Source organism: Arcicella sp. GW822-FHT02H01 (genome assembly GCF_058802005.1).
In genome coordinates this window covers 4,068,207-4,093,958 of the sequence record NZ_JBXANT010000001.1, presented here as the reverse complement: position 1 = coordinate 4,093,958, position 25,752 = coordinate 4,068,207, and the positions used below count along the sequence as shown (strand labels likewise).

Annotated in this window: 15 protein-coding genes; 5 read left to right on the top strand and 10 right to left on the bottom strand. The window is 36.0% G+C overall.

Going from position 1 to position 25,752, the window contains the following annotated elements; translation table 11 throughout:
- The first annotated feature begins 38 nt into the window (after positions 1-38).
- Together AC1RNE_RS17065 and AC1RNE_RS17060 are read left to right on the top strand one after the other, a co-directional pair.
- Complete coding sequence (locus AC1RNE_RS17065; protein ID WP_492802499.1) at positions 39-1,397, top strand: M24 family metallopeptidase; 1,359 nt, start codon at positions 39-41, stop codon at positions 1,395-1,397.
- Positions 1,398-1,667: 270 nt separating this feature from the next.
- Positions 1,668-2,693: an ATP-grasp domain-containing protein gene (locus AC1RNE_RS17060; protein ID WP_492802497.1), complete on the top strand. Its 1,026-nt coding sequence runs from the start codon at positions 1,668-1,670 to the stop codon at positions 2,691-2,693.
- A gap of 42 nt (positions 2,694-2,735) precedes the next feature.
- Here the strand turns inward: AC1RNE_RS17060 and AC1RNE_RS17055 are convergent, their stop codons facing one another.
- Positions 2,736-3,557 (bottom strand): glycine-rich domain-containing protein, encoded by an 822-nt coding sequence (locus tag AC1RNE_RS17055; protein WP_492802495.1) that lies wholly within the window; start codon positions 3,555-3,557, stop codon positions 2,736-2,738.
- Between the two features lie 245 nt (positions 3,558-3,802).
- Between AC1RNE_RS17055 and AC1RNE_RS17050 the strand changes: the two genes are divergently transcribed.
- The 3 genes from AC1RNE_RS17050 (at position 3,803) to AC1RNE_RS17040 (ending at position 8,414) form a co-directional block, all read left to right on the top strand.
- A complete protein-coding gene (locus tag AC1RNE_RS17050; RefSeq protein ID WP_492802493.1) occupies positions 3,803-5,125 on the top strand; it encodes a DEAD/DEAH box helicase in 1,323 nt (440 codons plus the stop codon).
- Between the two features lie 192 nt (positions 5,126-5,317).
- Positions 5,318-7,519: a B12-binding domain-containing radical SAM protein gene (locus tag AC1RNE_RS17045; protein ID WP_492802492.1), complete on the top strand. Its 2,202-nt coding sequence runs from the start codon at positions 5,318-5,320 to the stop codon at positions 7,517-7,519.
- Between the two features lie 34 nt (positions 7,520-7,553).
- A complete protein-coding gene (locus AC1RNE_RS17040) occupies positions 7,554-8,414 on the top strand; it encodes a UbiA family prenyltransferase (protein WP_492802490.1) in 861 nt (286 codons plus the stop codon).
- 60 nt (positions 8,415-8,474) lie between these two features.
- Here the strand turns inward: AC1RNE_RS17040 and AC1RNE_RS17035 are convergent, their stop codons facing one another.
- The 9 genes from AC1RNE_RS17035 to AC1RNE_RS16995 all read right to left on the bottom strand — a co-directional run bounded on the left by AC1RNE_RS17035 (position 8,475) and on the right by AC1RNE_RS16995 (position 25,640).
- Positions 8,475-11,054: an Ig-like domain-containing protein gene (locus tag AC1RNE_RS17035; RefSeq protein ID WP_492802488.1), complete on the bottom strand. Its 2,580-nt coding sequence runs from the start codon at positions 11,052-11,054 to the stop codon at positions 8,475-8,477.
- 48 nt (positions 11,055-11,102) lie between these two features.
- The gene (locus AC1RNE_RS17030; RefSeq protein ID WP_492802486.1) at positions 11,103-12,557 is read right to left on the bottom strand and encodes a vanadium-dependent haloperoxidase; all 1,455 of its coding nucleotides are present in this window, start codon (positions 12,555-12,557) and stop codon (positions 11,103-11,105) included.
- 464 nt (positions 12,558-13,021) lie between these two features.
- Complete coding sequence (locus tag AC1RNE_RS17025) at positions 13,022-14,830, bottom strand: RagB/SusD family nutrient uptake outer membrane protein (RefSeq protein WP_492802484.1); 1,809 nt, start codon at positions 14,828-14,830, stop codon at positions 13,022-13,024.
- A 72-nt stretch (positions 14,831-14,902) separates the two neighbouring features.
- A complete protein-coding gene (locus AC1RNE_RS17020) occupies positions 14,903-18,349 on the bottom strand; it encodes a TonB-dependent receptor (RefSeq protein WP_492802482.1) in 3,447 nt (1,148 codons plus the stop codon).
- A gap of 214 nt (positions 18,350-18,563) precedes the next feature.
- Positions 18,564-19,679, bottom strand: a complete 1,116-nt coding sequence (locus AC1RNE_RS17015; protein ID WP_492802480.1) for a FecR family protein — start codon at positions 19,677-19,679, stop codon at positions 18,564-18,566.
- A 110-nt stretch (positions 19,680-19,789) separates the two neighbouring features.
- Entirely contained in the window at positions 19,790-20,392 is a 603-nt protein-coding gene (locus tag AC1RNE_RS17010) for an RNA polymerase sigma factor (RefSeq protein WP_492802478.1), read from the bottom strand.
- Positions 20,393-20,770: 378 nt separating this feature from the next.
- Positions 20,771-23,023, bottom strand: a complete 2,253-nt coding sequence (locus AC1RNE_RS17005) for an OmpA family protein (protein WP_492802477.1) — start codon at positions 23,021-23,023, stop codon at positions 20,771-20,773.
- 187 nt (positions 23,024-23,210) lie between these two features.
- Positions 23,211-23,639 carry a nuclear transport factor 2 family protein gene (locus AC1RNE_RS17000; protein WP_492802476.1) on the bottom strand — a complete coding sequence of 143 codons (429 nt, stop codon included), beginning with the start codon at positions 23,637-23,639 and terminating at the stop codon, positions 23,211-23,213.
- Between the two features lie 33 nt (positions 23,640-23,672).
- The gene (locus tag AC1RNE_RS16995; RefSeq protein WP_492802474.1) at positions 23,673-25,640 is read right to left on the bottom strand and encodes a glycoside hydrolase family 88/105 protein; all 1,968 of its coding nucleotides are present in this window, start codon (positions 25,638-25,640) and stop codon (positions 23,673-23,675) included.
- Positions 25,641-25,752 lie beyond the last annotated feature (112 nt).

The following is a 25,752-nucleotide window of genomic DNA, read 5'->3' as shown; positions in this document are numbered from 1 at the left end:
AAATTCCCTTATTTTTATAAGAATCAAATTCCTTCATCATGAACAAACTATTCTTTCTCTTTATTAGCCTATTTATTTTCTCATACTCCATTAATGCACAGGATATTCCTAAAATTTTAGCATTAAAAGATAGAGCCGTTTTGCAAGACCAATTGTTGGAAGAACGTTTTAAAACCTTGTTACCTTCATTAATGCGAAAACAAGGTATTGATATGTGGTTAATAATTGCCCGTGAATATAACGAAGACCCTATTATTAAAACGATGTTGCCATCTACTTGGCTGAATGCTCGTCGAAGAACGATTTTATTGATTTACGATAAGGGTGAAAAAGAAGGCTTAGAATGTTTGGCCGTTGCTCGCTATAATGTAGGAACAATTTTTAAATCTGCTTGGAAACCAGATGAAGAACCTAATCAATGGAAACGTCTTTCTGCGTTGATTGAGGAGCGAAACCCTAAGAAAATTGCGATTGATGTTTCAGAGCAATATGCACATTCTGATGGTTTATCACACTCTGAACATGAGGGTTTGGTACAAAGTCTATCCAAGAAAAGCCAAGAGAAACTAATCTCTAGTGAAAAATTGGCTGTTGGTTGGCTAGAAAGTAGAACGCCTCGTGAGATAGCACTTTACGAAACCCTTGACCGTATTACGCATCAAATTATAGCCGAGGCATTCTCTGAGAAAGTAATTGTTCCAGGTGTAACTACTACTGAAGATGTAGTTTGGTATCTCCGTGAAAGAGTAGCCGAATTAAAACTAGATACTTGGTTTCATCCAACGGTGGATATTCAACGACCCGACCCAGACAAAACTAATTGGCCTTACGACCGTCGCCCAGCGGAGGATATAATACTGCCAGGTGATTTATTGCATTGTGATTTTGGCATTACTTATCTTCGGTTGAATACAGATGTACAAGAATTAGCTTATGTATTACGTCCTGAAGAGGCAGAACTTCCAGAATATTTACGAAAGGCGTTGGTAGCGGGAAATCATCTACAAGATATTATGACGGGTTTCTTTAAAGTGGGCATGACAGGCAATCAAATTTTAGCATTATCCCTCCGCAAAGCAGAACAAGATGGTCTGGTGGCTCAAATATATTCGCACCCAGTAGGCTATCACGGTCATGCAGCAGGAACAACCATTGGTATGTGGGATATGCAAGGAGGCGTACCGGGTAATGGTGAATATCCTTTGAATGAAAACACGGCTTATGCGATAGAGCTAAATGCGAAAGTAAAAATTCCAGAATGGGGCGGTAAAGAAGTAAGAGTAATGCTAGAGGAACAAGGGATTTTTATCAATGGAAAGGTGCATTATATCGACGGGCGACAAAAACAAATTCTGACCATCCCTCGAAGGGATAAAATTCAACACTTAGGACAGTAGATTAGTTAGTGATTGAGCGAGTTGTGAATTAGTGATTATTTTCAATTGTTAGTTAGCGAGTTGTGAATTAGTAATTATTTCCAATTGTTTATTAGGACGTTAGTAATTGCTCTTAAAAATAGATAGCTAAGCTTTAACTGAAAGCTAAAAGCCGAAGTCCAAAAGCAAAAAAAGCCTACAGCTTACAGCATAAAGCATATAGCAGCATAAAAACCAAAACTGTCTGATTACCGACATCTACCATTTCCACAATATGCGTAAGTTTGTGATATGAATAAAATACAATTACCCCTTTGGCTCATTAAACTTACGAATTTTGAATATTGGACATGGTGGGTGTTTTATATTCCCCTACTCCCCTATTGGCTTTATCAAGCTACTCGTACTCGCTCACTTACTTTTTTTACCAATGCCGACCCTTGTATTGACTATGGGGGTTTCTTTGGAGAAAGTAAAATTGAGATTCTTAAACAAATTCCTGCGGAATTTCTGCCAACTTATTTCTTTGTATCGAAAGGGACTTCATTAAACAGTATTCAACAACAATTAATAGCAAATCAGCTTGATTTCCCCATCATTTGCAAGCCAAATATAGGAGAAAGAGGGTCGCAGGTAGAAAAAATTGCTGATGTTACATCTCTGGAAAAATACCTACAATCTGTTCAAGAAGATTTCATTATTCAAGAGTTTATTCCTTTTGATATTGAATTGGGGGTGCTTTATTATCGCTATCCAAATCAGTCAACAGGACAAGTTAGCTCTATTACCCGTAAAGAGTTTTTATCTGTAATAGGTGATGGAGAATCAAGCATTGAAGAATTGATGCAAGCAAATACACGTGCCAGATTTCAATTAGAAAATATGTATATACGTTTGGGTGAAAAAATAAAAGAAGTAATACCTATAGGAGAAAAACGTTTACTAGAGCCCATTGGCAACCATTGCAGAGGTACAAAGTTTTTAGATAACAACTTCTTGATTAATGAAAAAATCAACCAAGTTTTTGATAAAATCGCCTTACCTATTGATGGTTTTCATTACGGCCGTTTTGATATGAAAGTAAAATCCATTGAAGACTTATACGAAGGTAAAAATATCAAAATTATGGAGTTAAATGGTGTCAGCTCAGAACCTGGACATATCTATGACCCCAGTAATACAGTTTGGAATGCCTACCGTGATTTAGCCAAGCACTGGAAAATTATAGCAGATATTTCTATTCAACAGCAAGCTAATGGAATTATGCCTGTTCCAACTAAAATTATTTGGCAAGTAGCTCGTAAGCATTTTGGATGAATAGATATTTATATTATATCACTTTTAATAAAATTTAAAACCTCAATCCCCACCTCCTCCGCAACCACTACAGCCAGAAGCTGCGCATCCAGAACAACCACTGCTACAACCACTATCATTAGTATGTTCATGACTATCACTATCAAAGCTACTGGAAATAGAACATCCACTAGTGGTATCTGCATTTGTATTATTGTTATTTTTGGGAAAACGTTTTCTATCCAAATTATTGTTATTCGCAGCTTTCACAACAGCATAAAGCACGCCTGTCATAATTACGGTAGTTAGAATAATGGGCATGAGAATATTGCCAGATGCTTGGACAAACAAACCCAAAATAAAAACCGCAATTGGCAAGACTATTACTTGAATAAACGAAATATTAGGTTTCTTTACTAACCAGAACTTTTTTAAGTTCACTCTTTGAAAGTCTATTTCCGAGAATCGAGTATGATTATCCTGCCAAATATCTTCTGGTGGTATTGCTCCAAATGTTTCAAAATACAATTGATGCGAATGCGTATAAAAATCATTAAATTTCAAAGCTTCTTTCTCCCCTCCTTTTGTAGGATTATGATGAATCTCCTTCTCTAGGGTATTTCTACAAAAATCAACCCAATAAGATTTAGTGAACGTAAGATGTAGGTGCCATACTTGGTCAACAGAGTCTGAAGGTGTTATGCCTGTATCAGCAATACAACAAAGAAAAATAAATTTTTTATACTCTTCAATCACACGAAGAGAATAAGCTTTTGTCCATCCATTTTCACGAGCAACACGGTCAGAGAACTTAAATACAACGGAGTTATCATCAAGTGAGAAATTTCTGATTTTTTGCCATAATTCAGCTTGTTGTGTCGTCATTTTGTAGAAGATTTATTGTTGTTTAATTAACACAGGTAATTGTTCTAGTGACTATTTGATATTTTTTCTATTATATGATAACGGTGTTATTAAGTCGTCATAAATTTAAATAATTAAGTCTATTAAACTAATAGCATTAAAGAATTTTATACTAAATTTCATGTTTTCGTTTTCTTCTTTCACCTCCCTATTCTCAATATTCTTTCTACTCCAATTAAACAGATATTTTGTTTTACCTTTGTGGTATGGAAACCAATCAGACAACACAACAAATTCTTCAAAACTTGGGGATTGAAGCTTTGAATCCGATGCAAGAAGCGGCTCAAAAAGCTATCGTTGAAGACAATAATATACTTTTAATATCACCTACTGGTTCTGGAAAAACCCTTGGTTTTTTAATGCCTATTTTGCAATTATTAAAGCCTGATGTTCCTTCTGTACAGTGTTTAATTCTTACTCCATCGCGTGAATTAGCTTTACAAATCGAACAGGTTTGGAAGAAAATGTCAACTGGCTATAAAGTAAATGTTTGCTATGGCGGACATGATGTTGGTACTGAAATTAAAAATTTAAGTAATCCGCCAGCGGTATTAATCGGTACTCCTGGGCGAATTGCCGACCATATAACACGTAGGTCTTTTAATCTGGATGGTATCAAAACTTTGGTATTAGATGAATTTGATAAATCGCTAGACCTTGGTTTTCATGAGCAAATGTCTTTCATCATTGGTGGTTTACGAAAACTCAATAAAAGAGTATTGGTGTCGGCTACTAAAGGCATCAAAATTCCTGAATTTACAGGTGTTTCTTTTCCTACTTTATTGAATTTTATTCCAGAAGATAAAGTAGCCGAGGGTTTGTTAATGAAAGTGGTTATTTCAGAACAAAAAGATAAAATTGATGCATTGTTCAATCTGCTTTGCTCAATTAATTCTGAATCTGCCTTGATTTTTTTAAATCATAGAGATGCCGCTGAACGTACTTGCGAGCTACTACAAGATATGGGTATTTATGCTATTTTTTATCATGGCGGAATGGACCAAGACGACCGTGAGCGTGCTTTGATTCAATTTAGAAATGGCAGTGTTCGTTATTTAGTTACGACCGACTTAGCGGCTAGAGGGTTAGATATTCCTGAGATGAAACACGTAATTCATTATCACCTGCCTTTACAGGCTCATGAGTTTATTCATAGAAACGGAAGAACGGCTCGTATGAATGCGGAAGGCACGGCCTATTTAATTTTCTCTCGTAATGAGCATCGTCCGAGCTATGTAGATGATTCTTTAGAGGAATTAGAATTGCCAGAAAATAATCCTTTGCCCCAAGCACCTGAGTTCCTGACAATTTATATTAGTGGAGGCAAGAAGAACAAACTCAACAAGGTTGACATCGTCGGTTTTTTCTCTCAAAAAGGCAAATTAGAAAAAGGTGATTTAGGACTTATCGAGGTAAAAGATTTCACTTCTTTCGCTGCCGTGAAAAAAGAAAAAGTAAAAGAATTGCTACAAACCATTCGTGATGAAAAGATGAAAGGTAAGAAGTATAAGATTGAAGTGGCACGATAAAACATAAACGTAGGGGCGTATTGCATACGCTCCCATTAATTTATAAGTATAGTATATACGTCGAATAACACAATTAACCTAAAACGCATTATAGAATTCCATTATCGCAATACAATACGTTTATTAATTCATCAAGACGTATGCAATACGTCCCTACATATTTATATATTATCATATTAAAAACAACAGGCATTGAACAATCCTAAAGTTTTTTTAATAACCCCTCCTTTTACGCAACTGAATACACCGTATCCAGCTACTGCCTATATAAAGGGTTTTTTGAATACGAAACATATTATTTCTAATCAAGCTGATTTAGGAATTGAAGTAATATTAAGCCTTTTTTCAAAAGAAGGTCTGTTGAATCTGTTTGCTCAAATTGAAAGTCAAGCACTACCATTATCAGACAACGCTCAACGCATTATAGCCCTTAAAGACCACTATATCCACACGATTGATGCTGTAATACTTTTTTTACAAGGGAAAAACCCAACTTTATCACATTTAATTTGTCAAGAAGATTTTTTGCCAGAAGCCAGTCGCTTTACTCAATTAGAAGAACTAGATTGGGCTTTTGGAACCATGGGAACACAAGATAAAGCCAAGCACTTTGCTACACTTTACCTTGAAGATATTTCGGATATTATTGTTGAATGCGTTGATGCACATTTTGGCTTTAGCCGTTATGCCGAACGGTTAGGTCGCTCGGCCAACAGTTTTGATGAACTGTATGAAGCATTATCGCAAGAATACACTTATATAGATGAATTACTCATCAAGATTTTAGCAACTAAAATGGTTGATTTCAATCCTAACTTGGTAGCGATCACAGTACCTTTTCCGGGTAATTTATACAGTGCTTTTCGTTGTGGTCAATGGATTAAAAAACATTTTCCTTCCGTGAAAATTGCCATGGGTGGAGGTTTCCCGAATACAGAACTACGTTCGCTTTCTGATAAAAGAGTTTTCGAGTTTTTTGATTTTATTACCTTAGACGACGGTGAAGCACCTTTGGATAATTTAATTGAACATTTAGCAGGCAAGCGAAAACAAGAAGATTTAAAAAGGACTTTTACGTTAGTAGACGGCGAGGTAAAATACATCAATAATAGCCATACACATGATTACAAACAGTCGGCTGTGGGTACGCCAGACTATGCTGATTTACCTTTGGATAAATATATTTCTGTCATAGAAATTGTAAATCCTATGCACCGAATGTGGAGCGATGGCAGATGGAATAAACTTACGATGGCGCATGGTTGCTATTGGGGTAAATGTACTTTCTGCGATATTTCATTGGATTACATCAAGCTTTATGAACCTATCTCTGCCAAAATACTCTGTGATAGAATGGAGGAAATGATGACTCAGACAGGGCAAAATGGGTTTCACTTTGTTGATGAAGCCGCCCCTCCTGCCCTAATGCGTTCATTGGCTTTAGAGATTATCAGGCGAAAATTAACCGTTACTTGGTGGACAAATATTCGTTTTGAGAAAAGCTTTACAGCAGACCTATGCTTATTATTGAAAGCCTCTGGATGTATTGCGGTTTCTGGAGGGTTGGAAGTGGCATCTGATAGACTCTTAGAATTAATTCAAAAAGGAGTAACGGTAGCTCAGGTAGCCAGAGTAACGCGTAATTTTACAGAAGCCGGTATCATGGTACATTCGTACTTGATGTACGGTTTCCCGACCCAAACGGCACAGGAAACAATTGATTCACTAGAAATGGTACGCCAGATGTTTGAATTGGGCATTTTACAATCTGGTTTTTGGCATCAATTCGCAATGACGGCTCATAGCCCTGTCGGAATGTATCCTGAACAATTTAAGGTTCAAAAAGAAAGCGCTAAAATTGGCACTTTTGCCAATAATGACATTTTCCATATTGATCCAACTGGTACAGACCATGGGTTATTTAGCGACGGATTGAAAAAGTCTCTATTCAACTTTATGCATGGTATTGGTTTTGATTTAAACTTGAATCAATGGTTTGATTTTAAAATACCTAAAACAAAAATACCCAAAAATTATATTGAGCAAGCCGTCAATCAAGAGGAGGATGTTTCCCTAAAGCCTAGTAGCAAAATTGTTTGGTTAGGCACAAAACCAACGGTTAAGTATATTACCAAAAACCAAAAAGGTAGGCTCTTAAATCTTGCTAGTCTATCCTTTCATGATAAAAAGGAAAGCTTTAATATTGCTGTGGAACAAAAGCAAGGCGAATGGCTGGTTGAAATACTTAAATTGATTTCAGCTTCAAGTTCAAAAGTTTATACGTTTCAAGAAGTAAAAACACATTACGAAACGTATGGACTAGAAGATTTTGAATTGTTTTGGTTCAATAAGCCTGTCAATAATCTCCAAAATTTTGGTTTATTAACTTTATAATCGTTTTCTTAAAACGCCGATAATTTTCAAAACATTGAAGGTTTTTAATTTTTTAATAAACTCCAATATTTACATTTCGTTGGCGGCAGTGGCACTAACGGTAGAAACCCAATTGCAATTGGGGATGGCTCCCCAGTGGCACCCTTATTTGTTTATTATCTTTTTTGCTACCTTGTTTGATTACAATTTACACCGTCTTGTTACACTACTGACCAATAAAGAGGCTTTAAATGATGATAAACATAAGTGGCTAAAAGAATACTTAAACCTCTTTTATGTCTTAGTAATTTTTTCTGTAATAGGGTTCTTAATCGCTGTATTGCTTGCTAAAAAAGAAGTTTTAATCACCTTAGCTCCTTTTGCTTTAATTACATTTTTTTATTCATTACCCGTCTTCAAAAAACAAAAATATCTTTTTCGATTAAGAGAAATACCCTTCCTAAAAATATTTCTTATTTCCATAGTTTGGGCAGCAACTACTATATTATTGCCCATCATTCAATCAGGAAGGCATTTTGATTCAGAGCACGTTAGCATTATGCTTATCGAGCGTTTTTTGTTTGTTTTTGCCATCACCATTCCATTTGATATTAGAGATATGCACGCTGATATTCAGTCGGGATTAACTACTATTCCAAATTTTATTGGTAGAAAAAAATCATTAGGAATAGCCAATTGCTTAATGGTCTTATTCTTGTTGATTAGTTGTTTTCATTATTCAAATGCTCCTTTTCACTTTATCCTTCCTGCCTTTATTATTTCTGGAATCAGTACTATATTTTTTTTAAATATTAAGTCTATCCAAAATCTTCCTTTTTATCATTACGGTATTTTAGATGGAACCATGCTTTTGCAAGGTATTTTAGTTTGGCTCGCCCATACAATACTTGTTTAAAACAAAAAGGCTAGATTCAGATGATTGAATCTAGCCTTTTTCGAAAATATTATTTTATGATTAGTCAACTGTACGAATCAAGTCTTTTTTAACAGCGGTTTTCGTTTTGCTGATGGTATAAGGAATACATCTAGCAACACCGCAATCACAAGTTACTTGTTGGATGGTCACGGTATGGTCTGAAAAACAATCATTTGCATTAAATACACGCACTGTATATTGCTGAACAACTGTTGTTGGATTAGGTACATCAGACCTTAACACTCCGTCAGTTGGAATAGCCGTTGAAGTAGCGTATAGTTTTCCTCCCGTATAAGTTCCTCCTGCACTAATATCATATCTCAAATTTGTGCTAAATCCTGCAAGCTTTATCGTACCATCATTTTTTGCAAGGTCTTGGTCACAAGTTGAATTGGTAGACGTGGCAGTTATACCCAGTGCCCTATCAAAAACAATTAAATTAATCATCGTAGTATTAGAACATAGTCCATTGCTTACTTCTACACTATAAATTCCACCTTGGCTAACTTGAATATTATTAAGCTGTGGACTTTGAACAGATGAAGTAAAACCATTTGGACCCGTCCAAGCATACGTAGAAGTAGCTGGTGTAACCGAAAGAATAACATTTGTACCTGCACAAACTGGTGAAGTAGAAGTTGATATGACAGGGTCAGGAATTGGGCTAAATGTAGCCACAACTGGCGTTCTACTACCTGCTGGCGATTCACAACCACTCACTAAATCTTTACAAGCTACAAAATATGTTTTGGTAGCAGTTACTGGTACTGTGAAAGGACTACCTCCTCCTAAAATAACTACTGAACTTTGTGAATCATACCAAATAGGAGTAAAACTAGGTGCGCAAGTAGCTTTTAAATCAAGGCTTCCAGCACCACATATTAATCCTCCTGCCACCGTCGCTGGTAATGGAGGAGCTGGAGTGCTACTCACAGAAATTGTCAATTGTGTTCTATTAGCCGTTGCCACGCCACAATGATTATCATTTGCTTTACAACCAACAAAGAATGAAATGGTTGAGGTTGCATTAAAGATAAAGGTATTTCCTGTACCCAACACAGTGGTTGAAGTTGCTGAGTTATACCATTGTGGGATTAAACCTACAGGACAGGTAGCATTCAGTGTAGCAATACCAGGATTACACAGAATCGACCCACTTGAGGTTATTACCTTCGAGCTAAAATTTAATGTTGTAAAAGTTACGTCGTTATAACAAGCATCACTACCTGACCAGATACGAACAGTATATTTAGTTCCTGGCTTTAAACCAGTAAAAGTGAATGATGTTTGTCCAGCACCTAGCGTTTGGTTAGCACCTGCACCAAAAATTGGCGATGTACCAAAAGTTTCGCCTTCTTTAATACTAGCTTCAATAACTTTTGATGCATTATAAACAAGGTTAGCAATCGTAGCAGTACCATTGTTGTTAGGCACAAACCCTGTACAAGTTCCGAGGGTAAAGCTAATATCGCTTGCAAGTACAGTGGGTGCATCACAGCCAGCACACTTTAAGTTACCACATACAAAGGCAATAGATTTACCTTGTTCCCCAGGTTGATAAGCGATTTCAGTCGTAAAAGTATTGGTGGTAACATTAAATTTTGATACGCAGTCACCATAATAAGTAGTAATGTATAAATTACCATCAGGACCAAAAGCTAAATCGTATGCCTCTACATCGCCAACTGTTCCTGTGATAGAAGGAGTGATAAAATCGAATGAACCAATTAAAACGCCAGTTGATGCATTATAATGAAATAGTCTATCAGGACCAGTAGTACCAGCGGCAACAGCCCAAAGAGTACCATCAGCGGCAAAGTTTAATCCACGGTAATTGTATCCACTTGGAGCTGTAGCAAACAATGTTGAAGCACCCACATAGCTTGAATCTACAGATTCTATGGTACTTACCCCACCTCCAGAAAAATAGTTTGTAGCTACAAATACTCTTCCGTTAGAAGGATTAACAGCAACGCCCCATAATCCAACATCTTTATTTGTTAAGCGGTTAGTTCTATAAATATCTATTACGGTATTAGTAGTTGTACTAATCTTTGTTACTCCTTGATAACTAGTTACATACAAAAAATTTCTATCTGTAGACAATACCACATCTAGTAAATCTTGTCCTGGCACTGATATAGGTGTCAAGTAAGCTCCTTTGGCTAAATCATACACTAAAATTTCTGATTTAAAACAACAGGTAGCGATATAGGCTACGTTTTTAGTCGGGTCTACTACAATACCCTCTCCACCTCCACTAATCGAACAACCCACAGGACCTGCTCCCGCACCACCAAAAGGGTATATCTCCGAACGACTACCTTGCGTAGCATTTGGCAGTTCACTTACAATCATGTAGTATTTATCGCATCCAAGAGGGGCATTCTGAGCTTTCAAATAAAAAGAAGAAAACATGGAACACAACAATATTAAAAATGGCGTGATGTTCTTTGGAAAACGAGAGGGTTGTATTCTCTCATAAGAAAGTAAAGGTTTTGTCACAATATTATGATGGATGTTTTGTCGGAAAAATACGCCTACCTTGGTTATCGGTAAGAAAAGGTTGAATAAAGCCTGATTGACTTTACTTACCCATGATTTAAAATTGTTCATCATTTTATATTTGTATTTTTTCAGTAATATATTTATCAAATTAGATTAAGCTTATTTTTGAACTTTATTCCAAGGCAATGAATTGATATTCTTTCCTACTTTTTTTCCCTCTGCTAAACCGACTTCATTATCTTGTCGAGTATGAATTCCTCCATATAAACGCGACATGGCTGATTCTTCGGCAGCAGCCCAAAACGAATTAAAACTTCTTACTTTATAGTCTGTATTTCTCTCTTTATCTCTAGGTCTTCCTACGTGTGAATCATCAACGAAACTAAAATTTGGTCCATACAAATCTGTCAAAATAGTGGCAGTTGATGCACTTTGAACAGCATGCCCCGAATAATAAGCTGGGAAGGGCGGTTCAGGCCAATATAAATCCCAAAGGGTATCAATGTTGAAATAAATAAAAGAATACGGCCGTTGAGCATTATAAATATATTTTGTTTTCCAACAATTAATAAATGAATCTGCTACTCCCATTCCAACTTTAGCATACGTTTCGGCCGCTTTAAATAAATCTGGATTTGCTCCTTTTACAGCAAAATTGGCAATGTTATATGAATGCCCAGGTGGTGAAAATGTTTCTGAAGGGTCGTCTCCCCACCAATTGGCAATTTCTTTTTCTTCCTGCGTCAATGTCTTACGTTTCATATAAACCTCATACATGTAAGCATAGTATTTTGATTCGGGTCTATAGTCATAACCAATCATTGTCGGGATAGGCAATACGCCATTCAATGGTGCAAATGTTCTGTTTTTTCCCCAATATGGATGTAAAGGAAGCGGAACCTTTGATTGCCCTTTAACAGGTGCTTTCCATAAGCCTTTACCTACGGGCACTTTATAAGCTGTATCAAAATTTCTTTTATATCCTTCATGTCCTCCGTCTGATTTTGACCATTCAAAAATTGCCTGAGCCACAGATAAGCCAAAAGCTTTTGAACGTTCTGCTACTTTTTCATCAGTAGTTTTAAGCTCATTGTTATAAATAGTAATCTCTAAAGAATCTATTGCATCAATGTTTTTCTTGGCGGATTGTTGATATAATTGTTTTAAAAGAAAGGCTTGTCCTGCATTTAATGAAAGTGCCCAATTGTAAGTTTGTCCACTTTCAGGTTTAGGTAAGTTATTTAATCCTTGTAATTTTCCTGCTAATGAATTTTTCTTCACTGCTCCCGCCACTACACATTCATACATGGTTAATCCTAAATATCCCAAAGACCGAGAGCCATAAGTAGGCGTACCCCCAGGGGTATTTTTCATCGTCCTTAAAGCCATTTTTCCCCATAATAGCGCTACCTCAGACGAAACAGCATTTTTGATAGGCTCGCTTGGTTGCACCTTATTTTTTATTGCTTGCCCTTGAGCACTCCAATAAGACAAACAAAGAATCGAGACAAATATAAAAGCTAGCCCTTTGTTATAGAACTTTTCTTGCTTAATAGGCAAGCACAATGAATTAGTATTAACGTTTATATGCTTATTAATTATGTAAAAAATCATATTTTAAATTATTAACAGAAGAATTTTCAGCAAAACAGCATTAGCTAACTGCTAATACAAACTCATTTAAGGCATCAAAAGTTATTAAAATAACGTAGAATTTATTCTTCAATCGATAAAAAGCAACCAAAACCATGCCAAATTATGGTGAAATTCGCATTAAAATCCAGTAAATGACTCGTTTTAATGTTTTATTATGAAAATGGCGTACCCATTTCTTGTACTGTCGATAGAATTTTATAATGAAGCTGTTTAAACTTTCCGTTTCTGAGGTGAAAGTATTGTATTTTTGAATTGATTTTTTCAAAATTTGCGAAGCATAGCATCGCTACGTTGAGTAAATTTTGGAACAAGCTATTCTAAAAGACTTAGTTTAACCCGAAAGGGAAAGTTTAAACAGCTTCAATACTAAGACCAGTTAATAAAAAAATCCCCTTACTTATTGAGTAAAGGGATTTGCTATGTTAGTATAATGGATTTTGTATTAGACTACTATTTTTATTCAGCTCTTCTAACTTTATGGGTAAAAAGTAAGCCCTATCTTTCCAGTTCCTATCTTGTACATCTATTACTTTATAGTTAGGACTACTTGATGTTGTTTTATCTGGATTTAACGGATACCTAATCTCTATCCCTTTGGCATTATCAAAAGTGGTAGGCGCTATCATCCATCGGCGAACATCAAAGAAACGATGGTCTTCAAAAGCCAACTCTACCCTTCTTTCGTTTCGGTAACGCTCTGATAAGGCCTGTCCGCTTTCTGTTACGTCAGGCATACCTGCTCTTTTACGAATCATATTGAGGTACTGACGAGCTTCGGCATCTTGCCCCAAACCGATACAAGCTTCTACATAATTCAAAATCACTTCTGTATATCTGATATATCGCCAAGGAAAATCTTGTTTTACATATTGAGCATCAATCGTCTGATCAATAAACTTTCGAAGATAATATCCAGAATAGGTACCATTCCAGTCTTCAATAGGGCCTTTACGCGTATCCAGACCAGCCACTACATCCACCGCATTAGACGTTGCGTTCCATTTTTCCCAAAAACCTACCTGTATTACGCCTTTAGGGTCTGATGCTGTTACATCTGACGGACGTTTTCTCCATTGCACGCCTTCATAAAGGATAGTAGCATAAAAACGTGGGTCACGATTTTTGTATGGGTTTTTAGCTTGTGTTGTATTTAACCAACTAAACTTCGAACCATCTTTCATCTCGTAGGCATCTACCAATTGCTGTAATGGCGTATTGCTTCCCCAACCATGATAACCATTTGGATTGTTAAATAATCCCGGGTTGTACCCATCCCAACTATCTTCCGTTTTAGGTAAAAAGAATCTCACGAAAATATCTTCTACGTTTTCTTTCACCAAAAACATTTCTCCATAGTTTTTTGCAGTAGAGTCACCTGCAACGGGACTACCTTTATAAATACTATAAGCCCCTAAATCAATTACAGCTTTCGCTGCGTTCTTAGCTGCTAACCATCTTGCATTGCGGTCACCACCAACATAACCAATCAGTTCTGGATGTGCATAACTTCCTGCCCAAGTAGGTGTTTTATTGTACAAATCACTTGCTGCATGTAATAATACTCTGGCTTTTAGTGCCAAAGCAGCTCCTTTGGTAGCCCTTCCTTTATCGGCTCCAGTATTGGCCAATAATAAGTTTTGCGAAGCTTTATCGCAATCATCAACAATGAATTTGATACAATTTTCATAGCTATCTCTAGCAGGGGTAAAATCGTCTGACAACTTGTAGGCTTTTGTAATAATAGGTACACCACCGTATACTGACACAAGGTTGTGATATAAATAAGCTCTCAGGAAATACACTTCTCCTAACAATCTTTTCTTAGTATCTGCATTATCAAAAGGAGTACTTTCTATTTTTTCAAGAAAAAGATTACACGCACGTATATACTTATAAACGTTTGCCCAAATCATTCCTTTGTAGCGATTGCCCGACCAGAAATCCCAAACAGAATAGTCGCTGGCTGTGACTAAACATTTAGTAACGTTGCTACTTCCAAAATCAGCATTATACATTGATTCATCACTTAATGATGCCATCATCATATTGCTGAAACCATGCGGAATGCCTAAATAAATATTGTTGACGAAAGTAGTTACCAAGGCTTGGTCTTTCCAAACGGCATCTTCTGAAAACTGATCTAAAGGTTGAAGGTCAAGGTCAGTTTTACACGAAATAGTGTTAAGAAGCACTAAGGCAGTTGTAAGTAAAATATATATTGTTTTTTTCATCTGATTAAATGTTTATGTAATTCCTGCAATGAGTGTTGATTAATCAGCACTCACCAAGAATTATTTGATAATTTAGAATGTAAACGAAAGCCCAGTATTAAGCACTTTTTGAAGTGGATACCCTTGTCCGCTTCCGCTTCCCATTTCTGGGTCAAAGTCTTTATAGTCTGGACTATATGTCCATAAATTAAGACCACTCACATAAATTCTCGCTCCTTCTAAACCTAGTTTCTGACTTAGTTTTTTAGGAAGAGAATATCCAAATTGAATATTTTTCAAACGGATATAATCAGTGTTTTTCAAGAAATAGGTATTTCTATTACTTACCCAATATTCATTACTACGGTTGAAAGTTCTTGGGCCACTAGCATTTGGATTCTCGGGCGTCCAACGTTCGTCATAAAAACTTTTCAAGAAATTACCAATTTCACCCGATTCTGTAGAGATATAATTGACCGCCCCGAAAGCCCCTTGAAACAAAATACTCAAGTCAAATTGTTTATAGCGAAGATTAGCCGAAAAGCCTGTTGTAAAGCGAGGAATATTGCTTTTGGTATTTCTTATACGGTCGTTTCCATCAATTTTACCATCTTTATTCACATCTTCAAAAATCACATCGCCCGGTCTAGCATTATCCCAATGCGGGTAAGCATCCACCGATGCTTGATCTTTAAAAATACCAATAGCATTATAATACAAATCTGCCGTAGGATTTTTTGGGTCAGTCGGGATAGGATATCCTGTAGTTTTTTGATAGTCTGGCGCACCTGGAGCTTCATCCCAGAATACAATTTTATTTTTTGAATACCCTCCGTTAAAACCAATCTGGTAACTGAAATCTCTTGATTTGTTATGATAATTAATATCAAACTCAAAACCCGTATTGGCTACCTTACCAATATTTTCGCTTGGCAATGTTAGTCCCGTTGATGTTGGTACAGAGGCATTTCTTGGCCACAAAATTTGCGAACGAGTATTGTAGAAGTAATCAGCAGAAAACGATAGTTTATCTTTTAACAATTGCATATCAAACCCAACATTGGCCTGATTGGCTACTTCCCATGTTACGTTTAAATTAGGAATACGTGTTTCATAAAGGGTTTTGTTTTCTTGGTCTATGCCCAAAATAAGTGGTTGAGCAACACCTCCGCTATTAGCAAAGAAACCATAAGAAGAAAGATATTGCCATTCTGCAATACGGTCGTTACCAGTTTGTCCCCACGATGCCCTCAACTTCATGTTATCAATAAACGAAACCTTGTCTTTCCAGAATTCTTCTTCCGACAATCTCCATCCTAAAGAAACACCAGGGAAGAAACCATATCGTTTGTCGGCAGGGAAAATGTATGAGCCATCATAACGCCATACAAATTCGGCCAAATATTTTTCTTTATAATTGTAGTTTACACGACCAAAAAAGTTTCTACGTGCATTTTGTGAAGCTGAACCAGTGTTATCTTTTTGTAAATCCCCTCCTGCAAAAAGTTGGTCAATTGCCGTAGAAACAAAGTACCTACGATAAGCAGAAAATTTATCCATTTGTCCAGAACGAGACTCAGTACCAACCATAAATTTCATATAATGATGACCAGCAATTTGTCTTTCATAATTCAGGATAGCGTTCATCAAAATACTATGATTGTCTTCCATCTGTTCTGTTAAACGAGCGTCATCAAAGCCTTTTTTACCTTTCACTAACACAGGCTTACCACTAGCATCAACCGTCTGACCATCCCAAGAGTACAAATACCAAGGTGTTTCAAATCTCTTATCGAAACGTAGCCCTTTGTCTATGCTGGCAGTGGTTAAAAAAGATAAACCTTTCACCCAAGGAATCTGAATATTCAGTTTCATATTACTATTTAGGTAATACCATTTATCCCTATCATATCCTGTGGCATCAGTACTTACTACTGCTGGGTTATCACCATATTCAATATCTGGACCAGGGGTTCCATCTGGCCAATAAGCAGGCAAATTGGGTTTGCCACGCATCACCATTCTAAAAATACTTCCAGCAGAACGTGTAGGATAATTTCTATCTTCCATTCTTCCAGAAACATCAAATCCAAAACTTATATTTTTGCTAATTTTAGCATCTATATTACTCCTAAAATCATATTGACTGTACTTTGTACCACTATTTTTGTAGTAACCATCTTGGCTTTTGGCACCGAACGATACAAAGTATTTAAAATTATCACTTCCTCCAGCAATACCAATATTAGCATAGTTTTGTGAAGAAGATGGTTTTAGTACAGCTCCAAACCAATCAGTATTAGGATAACGCCAAGGGTCTGAACCGTCTCTAAACTTTTGAACTTCTTGTGGCGTAAATCTACCTGTTCTATTAGCATAAGCATCTATTTCATTGAGCATAGTAGCATATTCTGCTGCATTTGCCATCGCTGGCAAGCGGGTAGGCTGTCCAAAACCTTGATTAAGGTTAAAAGTAATCGTTGGCTTACCACTCGCTCCTCTTTTAGTAGTTACTAAAATAACGCCATTGGCAGCCTGAGCACCATAAATTGCAGCGGAAGCATCTTTCAAGATAGTTATACTTTCTATCGTACTTGGGTCTAATCTTTCAAGCGAACGACCAGGGACACCATCTACTACCACCAACGGACTGCTATCTCCTAGCGTGTTTACGCCCCTGATGCGTAATGTAGCACCATCATACCCTGGCTCACCACTGGATGTTACAGCGACTAGGCCGGGTAAACGTCCCACCAAGCTATTACTGACATTCATAGATGGAGATTGCACTACCTCTGAACCTTTTACAGATACTACAGAGCCAGTTACGGTTACTTTTTTCTCAGTACCATATCCCACGACTACTACTTCATCAAGCGACTGGGCATCAGTCGATAACGTGATGTTTAGTACTGATTTACCACCTACCACTACTTCTCTTTTTTGAAAACCAATTGAGCTAAAAATCAAAATGCTATTATTATCAGGTACAGATATTTTGTATTGCCCTTTAGCATCGGTGATGGCTCCTCGCTGGGTACCTTTAATTAGGATGTTAACACCCGGCAATACTTGCCCCGTTTCGTCAGTAACGGTTCCTGTTATAGTTTGCTCTACAATTTCAATATTTAATATATCATCATTTTCTTGGGGCGTATTGGTTGTAGAGGAACTCCCCGTAGAACGATTGATGATGACCATTTTACCAGAAATCTCATAGGTGAGGTGCAAAGGTTTGAATAGATTATCAAAAATTTTTGATAATTGAGCATTCTGGAAGTCAACACTAATTTTTCTGTTTGATTGGATAAGCTTTGAACTAAAAACAAACTTTACATCTGTTTGTTTTTCAATTTGGGTTAGTACACTTCTCATGCCTAACTCCTGAGCTTGCAATGTTACTCGTTGACTTAGAACATTTTGGGCATTAGTATTACTCGCAAAAGTGGAGCTCATTAGCCCGATTGCAAGAAAAACTTGAGTGAGTGTAATTTTCATAGCCGTAAGTAGTAACTTATGGATTTGTAATGTTTTTTTCATAAATTTGGAAATGTTTTGTTTAGGTTGAATTTGAGCAAAACAATTCCCGCACCTTACCTAGTAAAGTGTTCATTGGCTGAAACCAAAAAGGGAATTTTCTAGGTCGGTAATGCGGGAACATTACCGACTTTTTTTGTGGAGTCGGTTTTTAGTGTTTCATCTAGTTAAATAGTCTTGGTTTAAGTAAAATTCAATATTTAGTTTAAGGTTTACTTTATTTGCAGCCTTTGCTATAGATTACAATCTGACCATCCAGAATTTCGTAACGAGCCTCTACGCCTTTACAGATAATATCTAGTTTGTCGAATAATTGTAAATCAGTTAACGAAGCTGTCAATGGGCAATTGGATAATAGTTCTTCATCAAAAACAATATCAATACTATAAGCTTTTTCTAGGGTTTGTAGCACTTCACTTACAGGGGTATCTTCAAATTCAAATTGTGGTTTTGTATTCTTTTTGATGGTAATTTTAGGGAGTTCAACCAACAATTTATCCATTCTTACTTCTTCGCGGGCATAAACAATCTTTTGGTTAGGTGTTAGCACTACGCCTTTCAATTCTCTGCTTGTAGCTTTTTCTTCAACCCGCGTATCTGATTGAGCAAAGACAGATACTTTTCCAGTTTTCACTTCTACGGTTACTTCCTTTTCTTTATCATAAGCACGAACAGTAAAACTTGTACCCAACACTTTGGTAATTAACCCATTAGCATATACTAAAAATGGTTTCTCTGGATTTTTAGTTACTTCGAAAAAAGCTTCTCCCGAAAGGTAGATTTCACGATTGTCACCCACAAATTGCTTGGAATAACTAACTTTACTTCCTTTCTTGAGCAAGACTAAACTCCCATCAATTAACTGAATTGGCAAAGGGCTTTCATGGTCGTTTTTTACTTCTATTAGCTTATCAGGATTATCAGCAATGTACTTTTCATAAATTCCTTTTGGTTCCCTTATCTGATTCAATAGTTGGTGATAAGTAATGCCTAACCCAATGATGATGGCTATTAAAGCGGCTACTTTAAGCCATTGATTTTTGTGGGTGTTGAACCATTGTATTTTTTTAGTAGTATTATTTTCCTTTTCATCAATTTTTGAAATAGTATTTTTTACTAATTCTTCTACCTCTGCTTTTTCAAATGATACTTCTTTAATAACCAGTGCTTTTACAATAGACTTTGCTTTTTCTACTTGAGGCATTTTTTCTGGATTTACCTCTAACCATTTTTCCCAAAAGGCATTCACTTCTCTGTTTGGACTTAATACCCAATTTCGGAAATTAATATCCCACACAAAGTCTTCTGTATTGAAGTCACGATAATTTTTCATATAGCTTAATAATACCTTTCTATATAGCGTTAGACATTAATGGCATTGAGATACCATAAATTATTAAAAAAAATATAAAAAAAGTTAAATTAATTATTTTGAAGCCTCTATTAGCGTAATAAAAGCGGTAAAAACAACGCAATAAACTCGGTAGTCCAATATTTTTTGAGTTGTTTAATAGCCATCTGAAGAAGATTTGAGGCTGTCTGAGGGGCAATATCCATAATCTGAGCGATTTGGTCACGCTCTAATTCTTGGAAAAATTTAAGATAAATAACTTCTTTCTGTCTTTTTGGCAAAGTCTCGATTACTTGTTTAATGCGTTGCGTAAGCACTAAACTTGTTTCATCCTGAATAAACTTTTCTTCGATAGAGAATTCAATATCAAAAATATCGTTTGCTTCGGTATAAGGGTCAGAAAAACGAAGTTGAAGAGAGGCTCTATGAATTCTTCGCCTTAATGAAGCCATCAAGTAAGGTTTTACTACAACATCATTTGATAGGTGCTCACGACGTTCCCATAGTTGCAAGAATAAATCTTGAATACAATCTTTGATAAACTCCTTATCCTTAGAAAATTTTGAACCATAATGAAATAATGATGAAAAATTAGCTTTCATCAATTCCTCGAATGCGGATTTCTCGCCTTCAAGAAATCTAAGCCATACAAAGTGGTCTATATAATTTTCAGGATTTAGATTAGAAGGTTTCATAGAGATTTGGACATACGCAATTATGTTAACTGTAAACTAGCAATGATAACTGTGGAAATTTACAAATAAATATTGAAATACTTAAATTTATATGAATAAAATCTTAAGCTGTCATGATACCAATACCACACATAAAACTGTAAAGATAGTTTTATCCAGCAAAATCTTAATCAACTAAAACCGTAACGATATACACTAACTAAAATATGATATTATTATAAAGAGGTTTTAGTTAGTTCAATACTCAACTATTTATAATATAATAAATTATTAGAAAAGTTCTGCTTAAAAACTTGGTTAATGGAAATCAAAAAATGCCAAAAACCACAGCATACTGTAATGGTTTTTGGCATTTTTTGAAACAAGAATTAGGCAATATTATTTAACTGATAATATTTTAAACTCTGTCCTTCTATTTTCTTGATATTGTTCTTCAGTACAAGACACCCCGTCGATGCATTCATTAATCGGTTGATTTTCTCCGTACCCTTTAGCAACAAGGCGACTAGGGTCTATGCCACTTTCAACCAAAAAATCTACTACAGCTTTGGCACGTTTTTCTGATAGTTCTAAATTATAAGTCGCGCTCGCCCTTGAATCAGTGTGTGAACGAATTTCAACTTTCATAGTAGGGTATTTCTGAAGAATTGGCAAAAGCGTATTTTCTAATTCTCTGGCTGCATCAGCACGGATAAAATACTTATCAAGGTTATAATAAATATTATTGAGTTTGATAATATCTCCTTTGCCATACATCTGTACATGTTGGCGTTTATCTATGTCTTTAATTACTTCGCTATTGGTAGCGTAATTATCTTTTTCAACCGTTAATTTATTTTCTGCTTCGGGTTTAACTTCAAATTCATATCCTCCATCTTCACCAGTAATGACAGTTTGTTTAGTATTATCTTTCTGGTTTTCTAAGGTTACTTGCACGCCAGCGATTGGCTTCTGATTTACTTCCGACTTCACAATTCCTTTTAATACCGAAGTATTAGACTTTTCAAGATAAATAGCCAAGGTAGTATTCTGAGCAGTATTACTTCTGGTAGAGAAAGTTATTGAATTCATCTGGTAGCCTTCCTTAATGGCTTTGAACTCATACTCTGATAGCGATTGTAAGCAAATTGACATCGCCCCTTCTGCATTAGTCACTTTCAATTCTTGATTTTCTCCATTAATTACACTTCTGATGTCAACCTCCTCTAAAGGCGCTTTCGTCAAAGCATCATACACCATAATATTTAATGGATGGCACTCTCTTCTAAAACTATAAATATTGTCATCATGAATGCCCTTTTTACGGTTTGATGAAAAGTAGCCTGAATTTCTAGCACCATCTGTAATCAATCCGAAATCATCTTTTTCTGAGTTTAAAGGGGCACCCAGATTCACTACCGTACCAACGAATGCGCCATCTTTTCTTTCAGCATAAAAAATATCTAATCCGCCCAGTCCTTCATGTCCGTCAGATGCAAAATATAAGTTATCGTTCTCATCTACATAAGGAAACATTTCATTGCCTTCTGTATTAATTTCCCGTCCCGCATTTACTGGCGTTCCCCATCTCCCACTATTATATTCAACTACATAAATATCCGTTCCGCCAAAACCACCTGGCATATCAGAAACAAAATATAATTTAGTATTATCCACATTCAAAGCAGGGTGCCCACAAGAATACTCATTGCTATTAAAGGGCAACTCTTTTACATCACTCCAGTTTGTTTTGTTTAAGTTGGCTATGTATAATTTCAGTCCATTCGTACCACTTTTTGATTGCCTCGCTTTACCATTGTTATAATTATTTCTAGTAAAAATAACCCGCTTCTCATCTTTAAAGAAACTCACTGGCCCTTCATGGTATTTTGTATTGAGCACTCTACTAAAATCTTCAATTTTGCTTAATGGCAAGTCTTGCACCACTGCTTCATTATTACTAGTACTCGACGACATTCCCCCTAATGATGCAGCACCCTGTAAACCTAATTTAGGCGATAACAACGCTGTATCGGTAGCAATGTATAAATTTAGAAAAGGTGTTTGGTTCCATCCAAAAACACGTTTTATTACCCCAGATTCGTCACGCGCTGAGCAAAAAACTAACCCTCCTTTGTAATACATCGGACTAAAGTCTGCTTGGCGAGAATTAATACTAAGGTATTCTATTTTATAAGAAGATGAATCTCGATAAAACTGATTCATATCCATGTATGAAATCGTAAAACGCTTCCCTCTTAAGTCTGCTTTTTGTTTTTCGCCATACAATGAATAATATTTCTGCGATTCACGATATTTTTGATTGGATGCTAAGGCCTGTGCATAATACAAATAAATCTCACTCTCAACATCTGGATAATCTTTAATGATATTGAAATATACTCTTTCTGCATTTTTAGTATCTTGTATTTTCCGATACGAAAAACCCAGTTTTCTTAACGCCTCTAAGGTGCTTTGAATGTCTTTGTTTTCACGTAAAAAATCTTCATACAAGCGAATAGCTTCAAGGTAGCTTAGCTTTTCAAATTGATAATTAGCAGCCTTTAGTTTGGTTTGAGCATAGACATCCCCAAATGTGCCAAGCAAAAACACACATAAAACTAGACCTATTTTATAGATTTGGGTTATCATTAAAGTAATGGTATACTACCTATAAATGTGTTGAATAATAATTGTTTAACGGTATTATTCATCTAAAATAACAAACAATATCTCAAAACTAGCACAAGATATTTAGGTTTTAGGATTAAAACCAATAAAAAAGGTTTGGAAATTCATCCAAACCTTTACTTTCACTAGGTAAATGATATTTTGATGCTTAGATTTTAACGGCTTGTCTAGCAATTAATTTCCAATCTTTTTTAGTTTTCTGGAAAACAAGTAAAATACCTAATTTCACTGTTGCTGGTACATTACGATTATTCGTTTCAGCAAATAACTTATGACGAACAATGGCAGTATTACCAATTATTTTGATTGTTTGTTCTGTCAAATCCATTGTTTTGAAATCAGAATCACCATTCATCAATGTCTCAATTAAATGAGCTTTCCCTTCTAAGCTTCCGCCCGAATGTCCGTAGCTCAAATCATCATCCAATATTTTTTCTAGTGTTGCTTTGTCTGCATCCACTACTGCTTTTCTAAATGTCTCGACGGCAGCAGCTACTTTTGCTTCATCATCTGTTTGTGCTTGGCTCATAGTTATTGATCCTAATAAGATAGTACTTAATATTAATAGCGTTTTCATTATGTTAAAATTTATTGTGCGAATACACATTATTTATTTTTTAATCTGTGTTTTAGTATTGCCTTTTTGTAACAACCAAACTGATAAGTTTTTAGCCGCTTTGAAATTTTCAAATTCCATTGGCAAACGCTTTCCGTTTAAGTATTCATTATAAATCCAAGGGTCACCAATGGCAAATACTGTTCCTTTACCTACTTTGGCTACAGCCATGATAACGTCATTACCTTCCGAAATACTCGCTTTTGCTGGTGCTTTTACCGATAAAACAGATAACTCTTTTACGAATACTTTACTAACATCTTTAAAAATAGGGTGACCAGCAGGTACAGTTACTCGTCCTTGCTCATACACATTATTTTTTACCATGTTGATGCTTTTGTTCGTAAACTGAATACCAAACTTAGCCGCCAATTTATTGAAATGTGGTAATTCTACATTAGCAGAATCATTTGCCATCAATACTAAATTACCTCCAGCTTTTACCCAGTTTTCAATCGCTGTAATATCCTGTGCTTCTACAAAATTAGGGTTTGTTGTTTCCTTTTTAGTATCAGGGTCAACAATGATGTAAACATCTAAATCCTTTAAATTTTCTGCTCTTGGTGCAGTCGATACTGTACGTAATTCAGCACCATAATTTTCAAAAATACTTCCCCACAAAGTAAAGCCTGAGTCTTTACCATCATACCATGTATAGTGATATGGCTCGGTAATACCTTCACGAGTAGTACGCATTTCGTGGTTGAAATAATTATCTAATCCTACTTTTTTACCTGCACCTACCCCTAAATCTTCAGCAATTTCCATTTCAACACTTGCCATGATGAATGGAGCCATGCCTTTTAAGTCATCACGACGAATAGGCTCTTTAAGGTAATATTCATAGCTACCATCACGGTATGGATTTCCGCCTAAACCACTTACTAATACTACTTTTTCAAGGTGATTGATGCCATTGCTTTCTGTAGAAATAAAGTTTCTTAAAATCCCGTCATATCCTTTTTTAGCATTTTGATAATACGCCTTATCGATATAACCCATTCTAGCACCTTTTGCCAATCCATAAACCATCATGGAAGAACCTGATGCTTCAAGATAATTGCCTTTGCCATTGATTTTATCCACAACTTGATACCAACAACCTTCTTTCGGGTCTTGATATTTCACGATGGCAGCCGCTAGTCTTTGATAAATTGCGATTAGTTCTTTACGTTTTGGATGGTCTTTTGGGAAAGTATCCAACACATCTGCTAAAGCCATGATGTACCAACCGATTGATCTACCCCAGAAGTTTGGAGAAACACCAGTGGTTTTATTTGCCCATTTTTGTTCGCGACTTTCGTCATAACCGTGGTATAATAAACCTGTTTTAGGGTCACGTGCATTTTTTTCCATCCAAATAAATTGGTTGGCGATATCATCAAAATTCTGTGGCTGATTAAAAGCTTTGCTATATTCTGCATAGAAAGGCTCTACCATATATAAACCATCTAACCACATTTGATTTGGATAAATTTGTTTGTGCCAAAAACCTCCTTCTTTAGTACGTGGTTGTTCAGAAAGTTGTTTTCTAAGCAAATCAGCAGCTAACTTAAACTTCTCTTTACCCGACTCACGGTAAAGCATTACTAAAGAACGACCACCTGTAATGTTATCAGAATTGAAATTATCATATCGGTATGTCTTGATTTCGCCTTTATCGTTTACATAAGAATCCATGTTGTTCAAGATAAAACGATAATATTTAGCGTCTCCTGTACGATACCATACTCTTTCAATGGCTTTCAAAAGAATAGCTTGTTCATAGTCCCAACGAGCGCGCTTTCCTTCTTCTTTGTAGGTAATAGAGTCTTTGTGAACATCTAGCATAATATCTGCCATTCTCGTAGACCATTTCGTTTGTGCAAACGAAGTATTCATCGAAAAGAACAGGCAAATTCCAGCAAGAATTACACTACACTTGCTAACAATAGGAATGGTAAAAAAAAGTTTTCTTTGCATTTTTTGTTAAATAATTATTTGTTTTGAGCTGTAAGCAATGAGTTGTGAGTGATGAATTGTGAGTTGTCCTTGCCTAAAATAGGTTGCCCTCCAACGGTAACAATTGATTAGG

Excerpts from the sequence above, each read along its gene's own strand:
- AC1RNE_RS17065 (WP_492802499.1), top strand. The coding sequence starts at position 39 with ATGAACAAACTATTCTTTCTCTTTATTAGCCTATTTATTTTCTCATAC.
- AC1RNE_RS17060 (WP_492802497.1), top strand. The coding sequence starts at position 1,668 with ATGAATAAAATACAATTACCCCTTTGGCTCATTAAACTTACGAATTTT.
- AC1RNE_RS17055 (WP_492802495.1), bottom strand. The coding sequence starts at position 3,557 with ATGACGACACAACAAGCTGAATTATGGCAAAAAATCAGAAATTTCTCA.
- AC1RNE_RS17050 (WP_492802493.1), top strand. The coding sequence starts at position 3,803 with ATGGAAACCAATCAGACAACACAACAAATTCTTCAAAACTTGGGGATT.
- AC1RNE_RS17035 (WP_492802488.1), bottom strand. The coding sequence starts at position 11,054 with ATGATGAACAATTTTAAATCATGGGTAAGTAAAGTCAATCAGGCTTTA.
- AC1RNE_RS17030 (WP_492802486.1), bottom strand. The coding sequence starts at position 12,557 with ATGATTTTTTACATAATTAATAAGCATATAAACGTTAATACTAATTCA.
- AC1RNE_RS17025 (WP_492802484.1), bottom strand. The coding sequence starts at position 14,830 with ATGAAAAAAACAATATATATTTTACTTACAACTGCCTTAGTGCTTCTT.
- AC1RNE_RS17020 (WP_492802482.1), bottom strand. The coding sequence starts at position 18,349 with ATGAAAAAAACATTACAAATCCATAAGTTACTACTTACGGCTATGAAA.
- AC1RNE_RS17015 (WP_492802480.1), bottom strand. The coding sequence starts at position 19,679 with ATGAAAAATTATCGTGACTTCAATACAGAAGACTTTGTGTGGGATATT.
- AC1RNE_RS17010 (WP_492802478.1), bottom strand. The coding sequence starts at position 20,392 with ATGAAACCTTCTAATCTAAATCCTGAAAATTATATAGACCACTTTGTA.
- AC1RNE_RS17005 (WP_492802477.1), bottom strand. The coding sequence starts at position 23,023 with ATGATAACCCAAATCTATAAAATAGGTCTAGTTTTATGTGTGTTTTTG.
- AC1RNE_RS17000 (WP_492802476.1), bottom strand. The coding sequence starts at position 23,639 with ATGAAAACGCTATTAATATTAAGTACTATCTTATTAGGATCAATAACT.
- AC1RNE_RS16995 (WP_492802474.1), bottom strand. The coding sequence starts at position 25,640 with ATGCAAAGAAAACTTTTTTTTACCATTCCTATTGTTAGCAAGTGTAGT.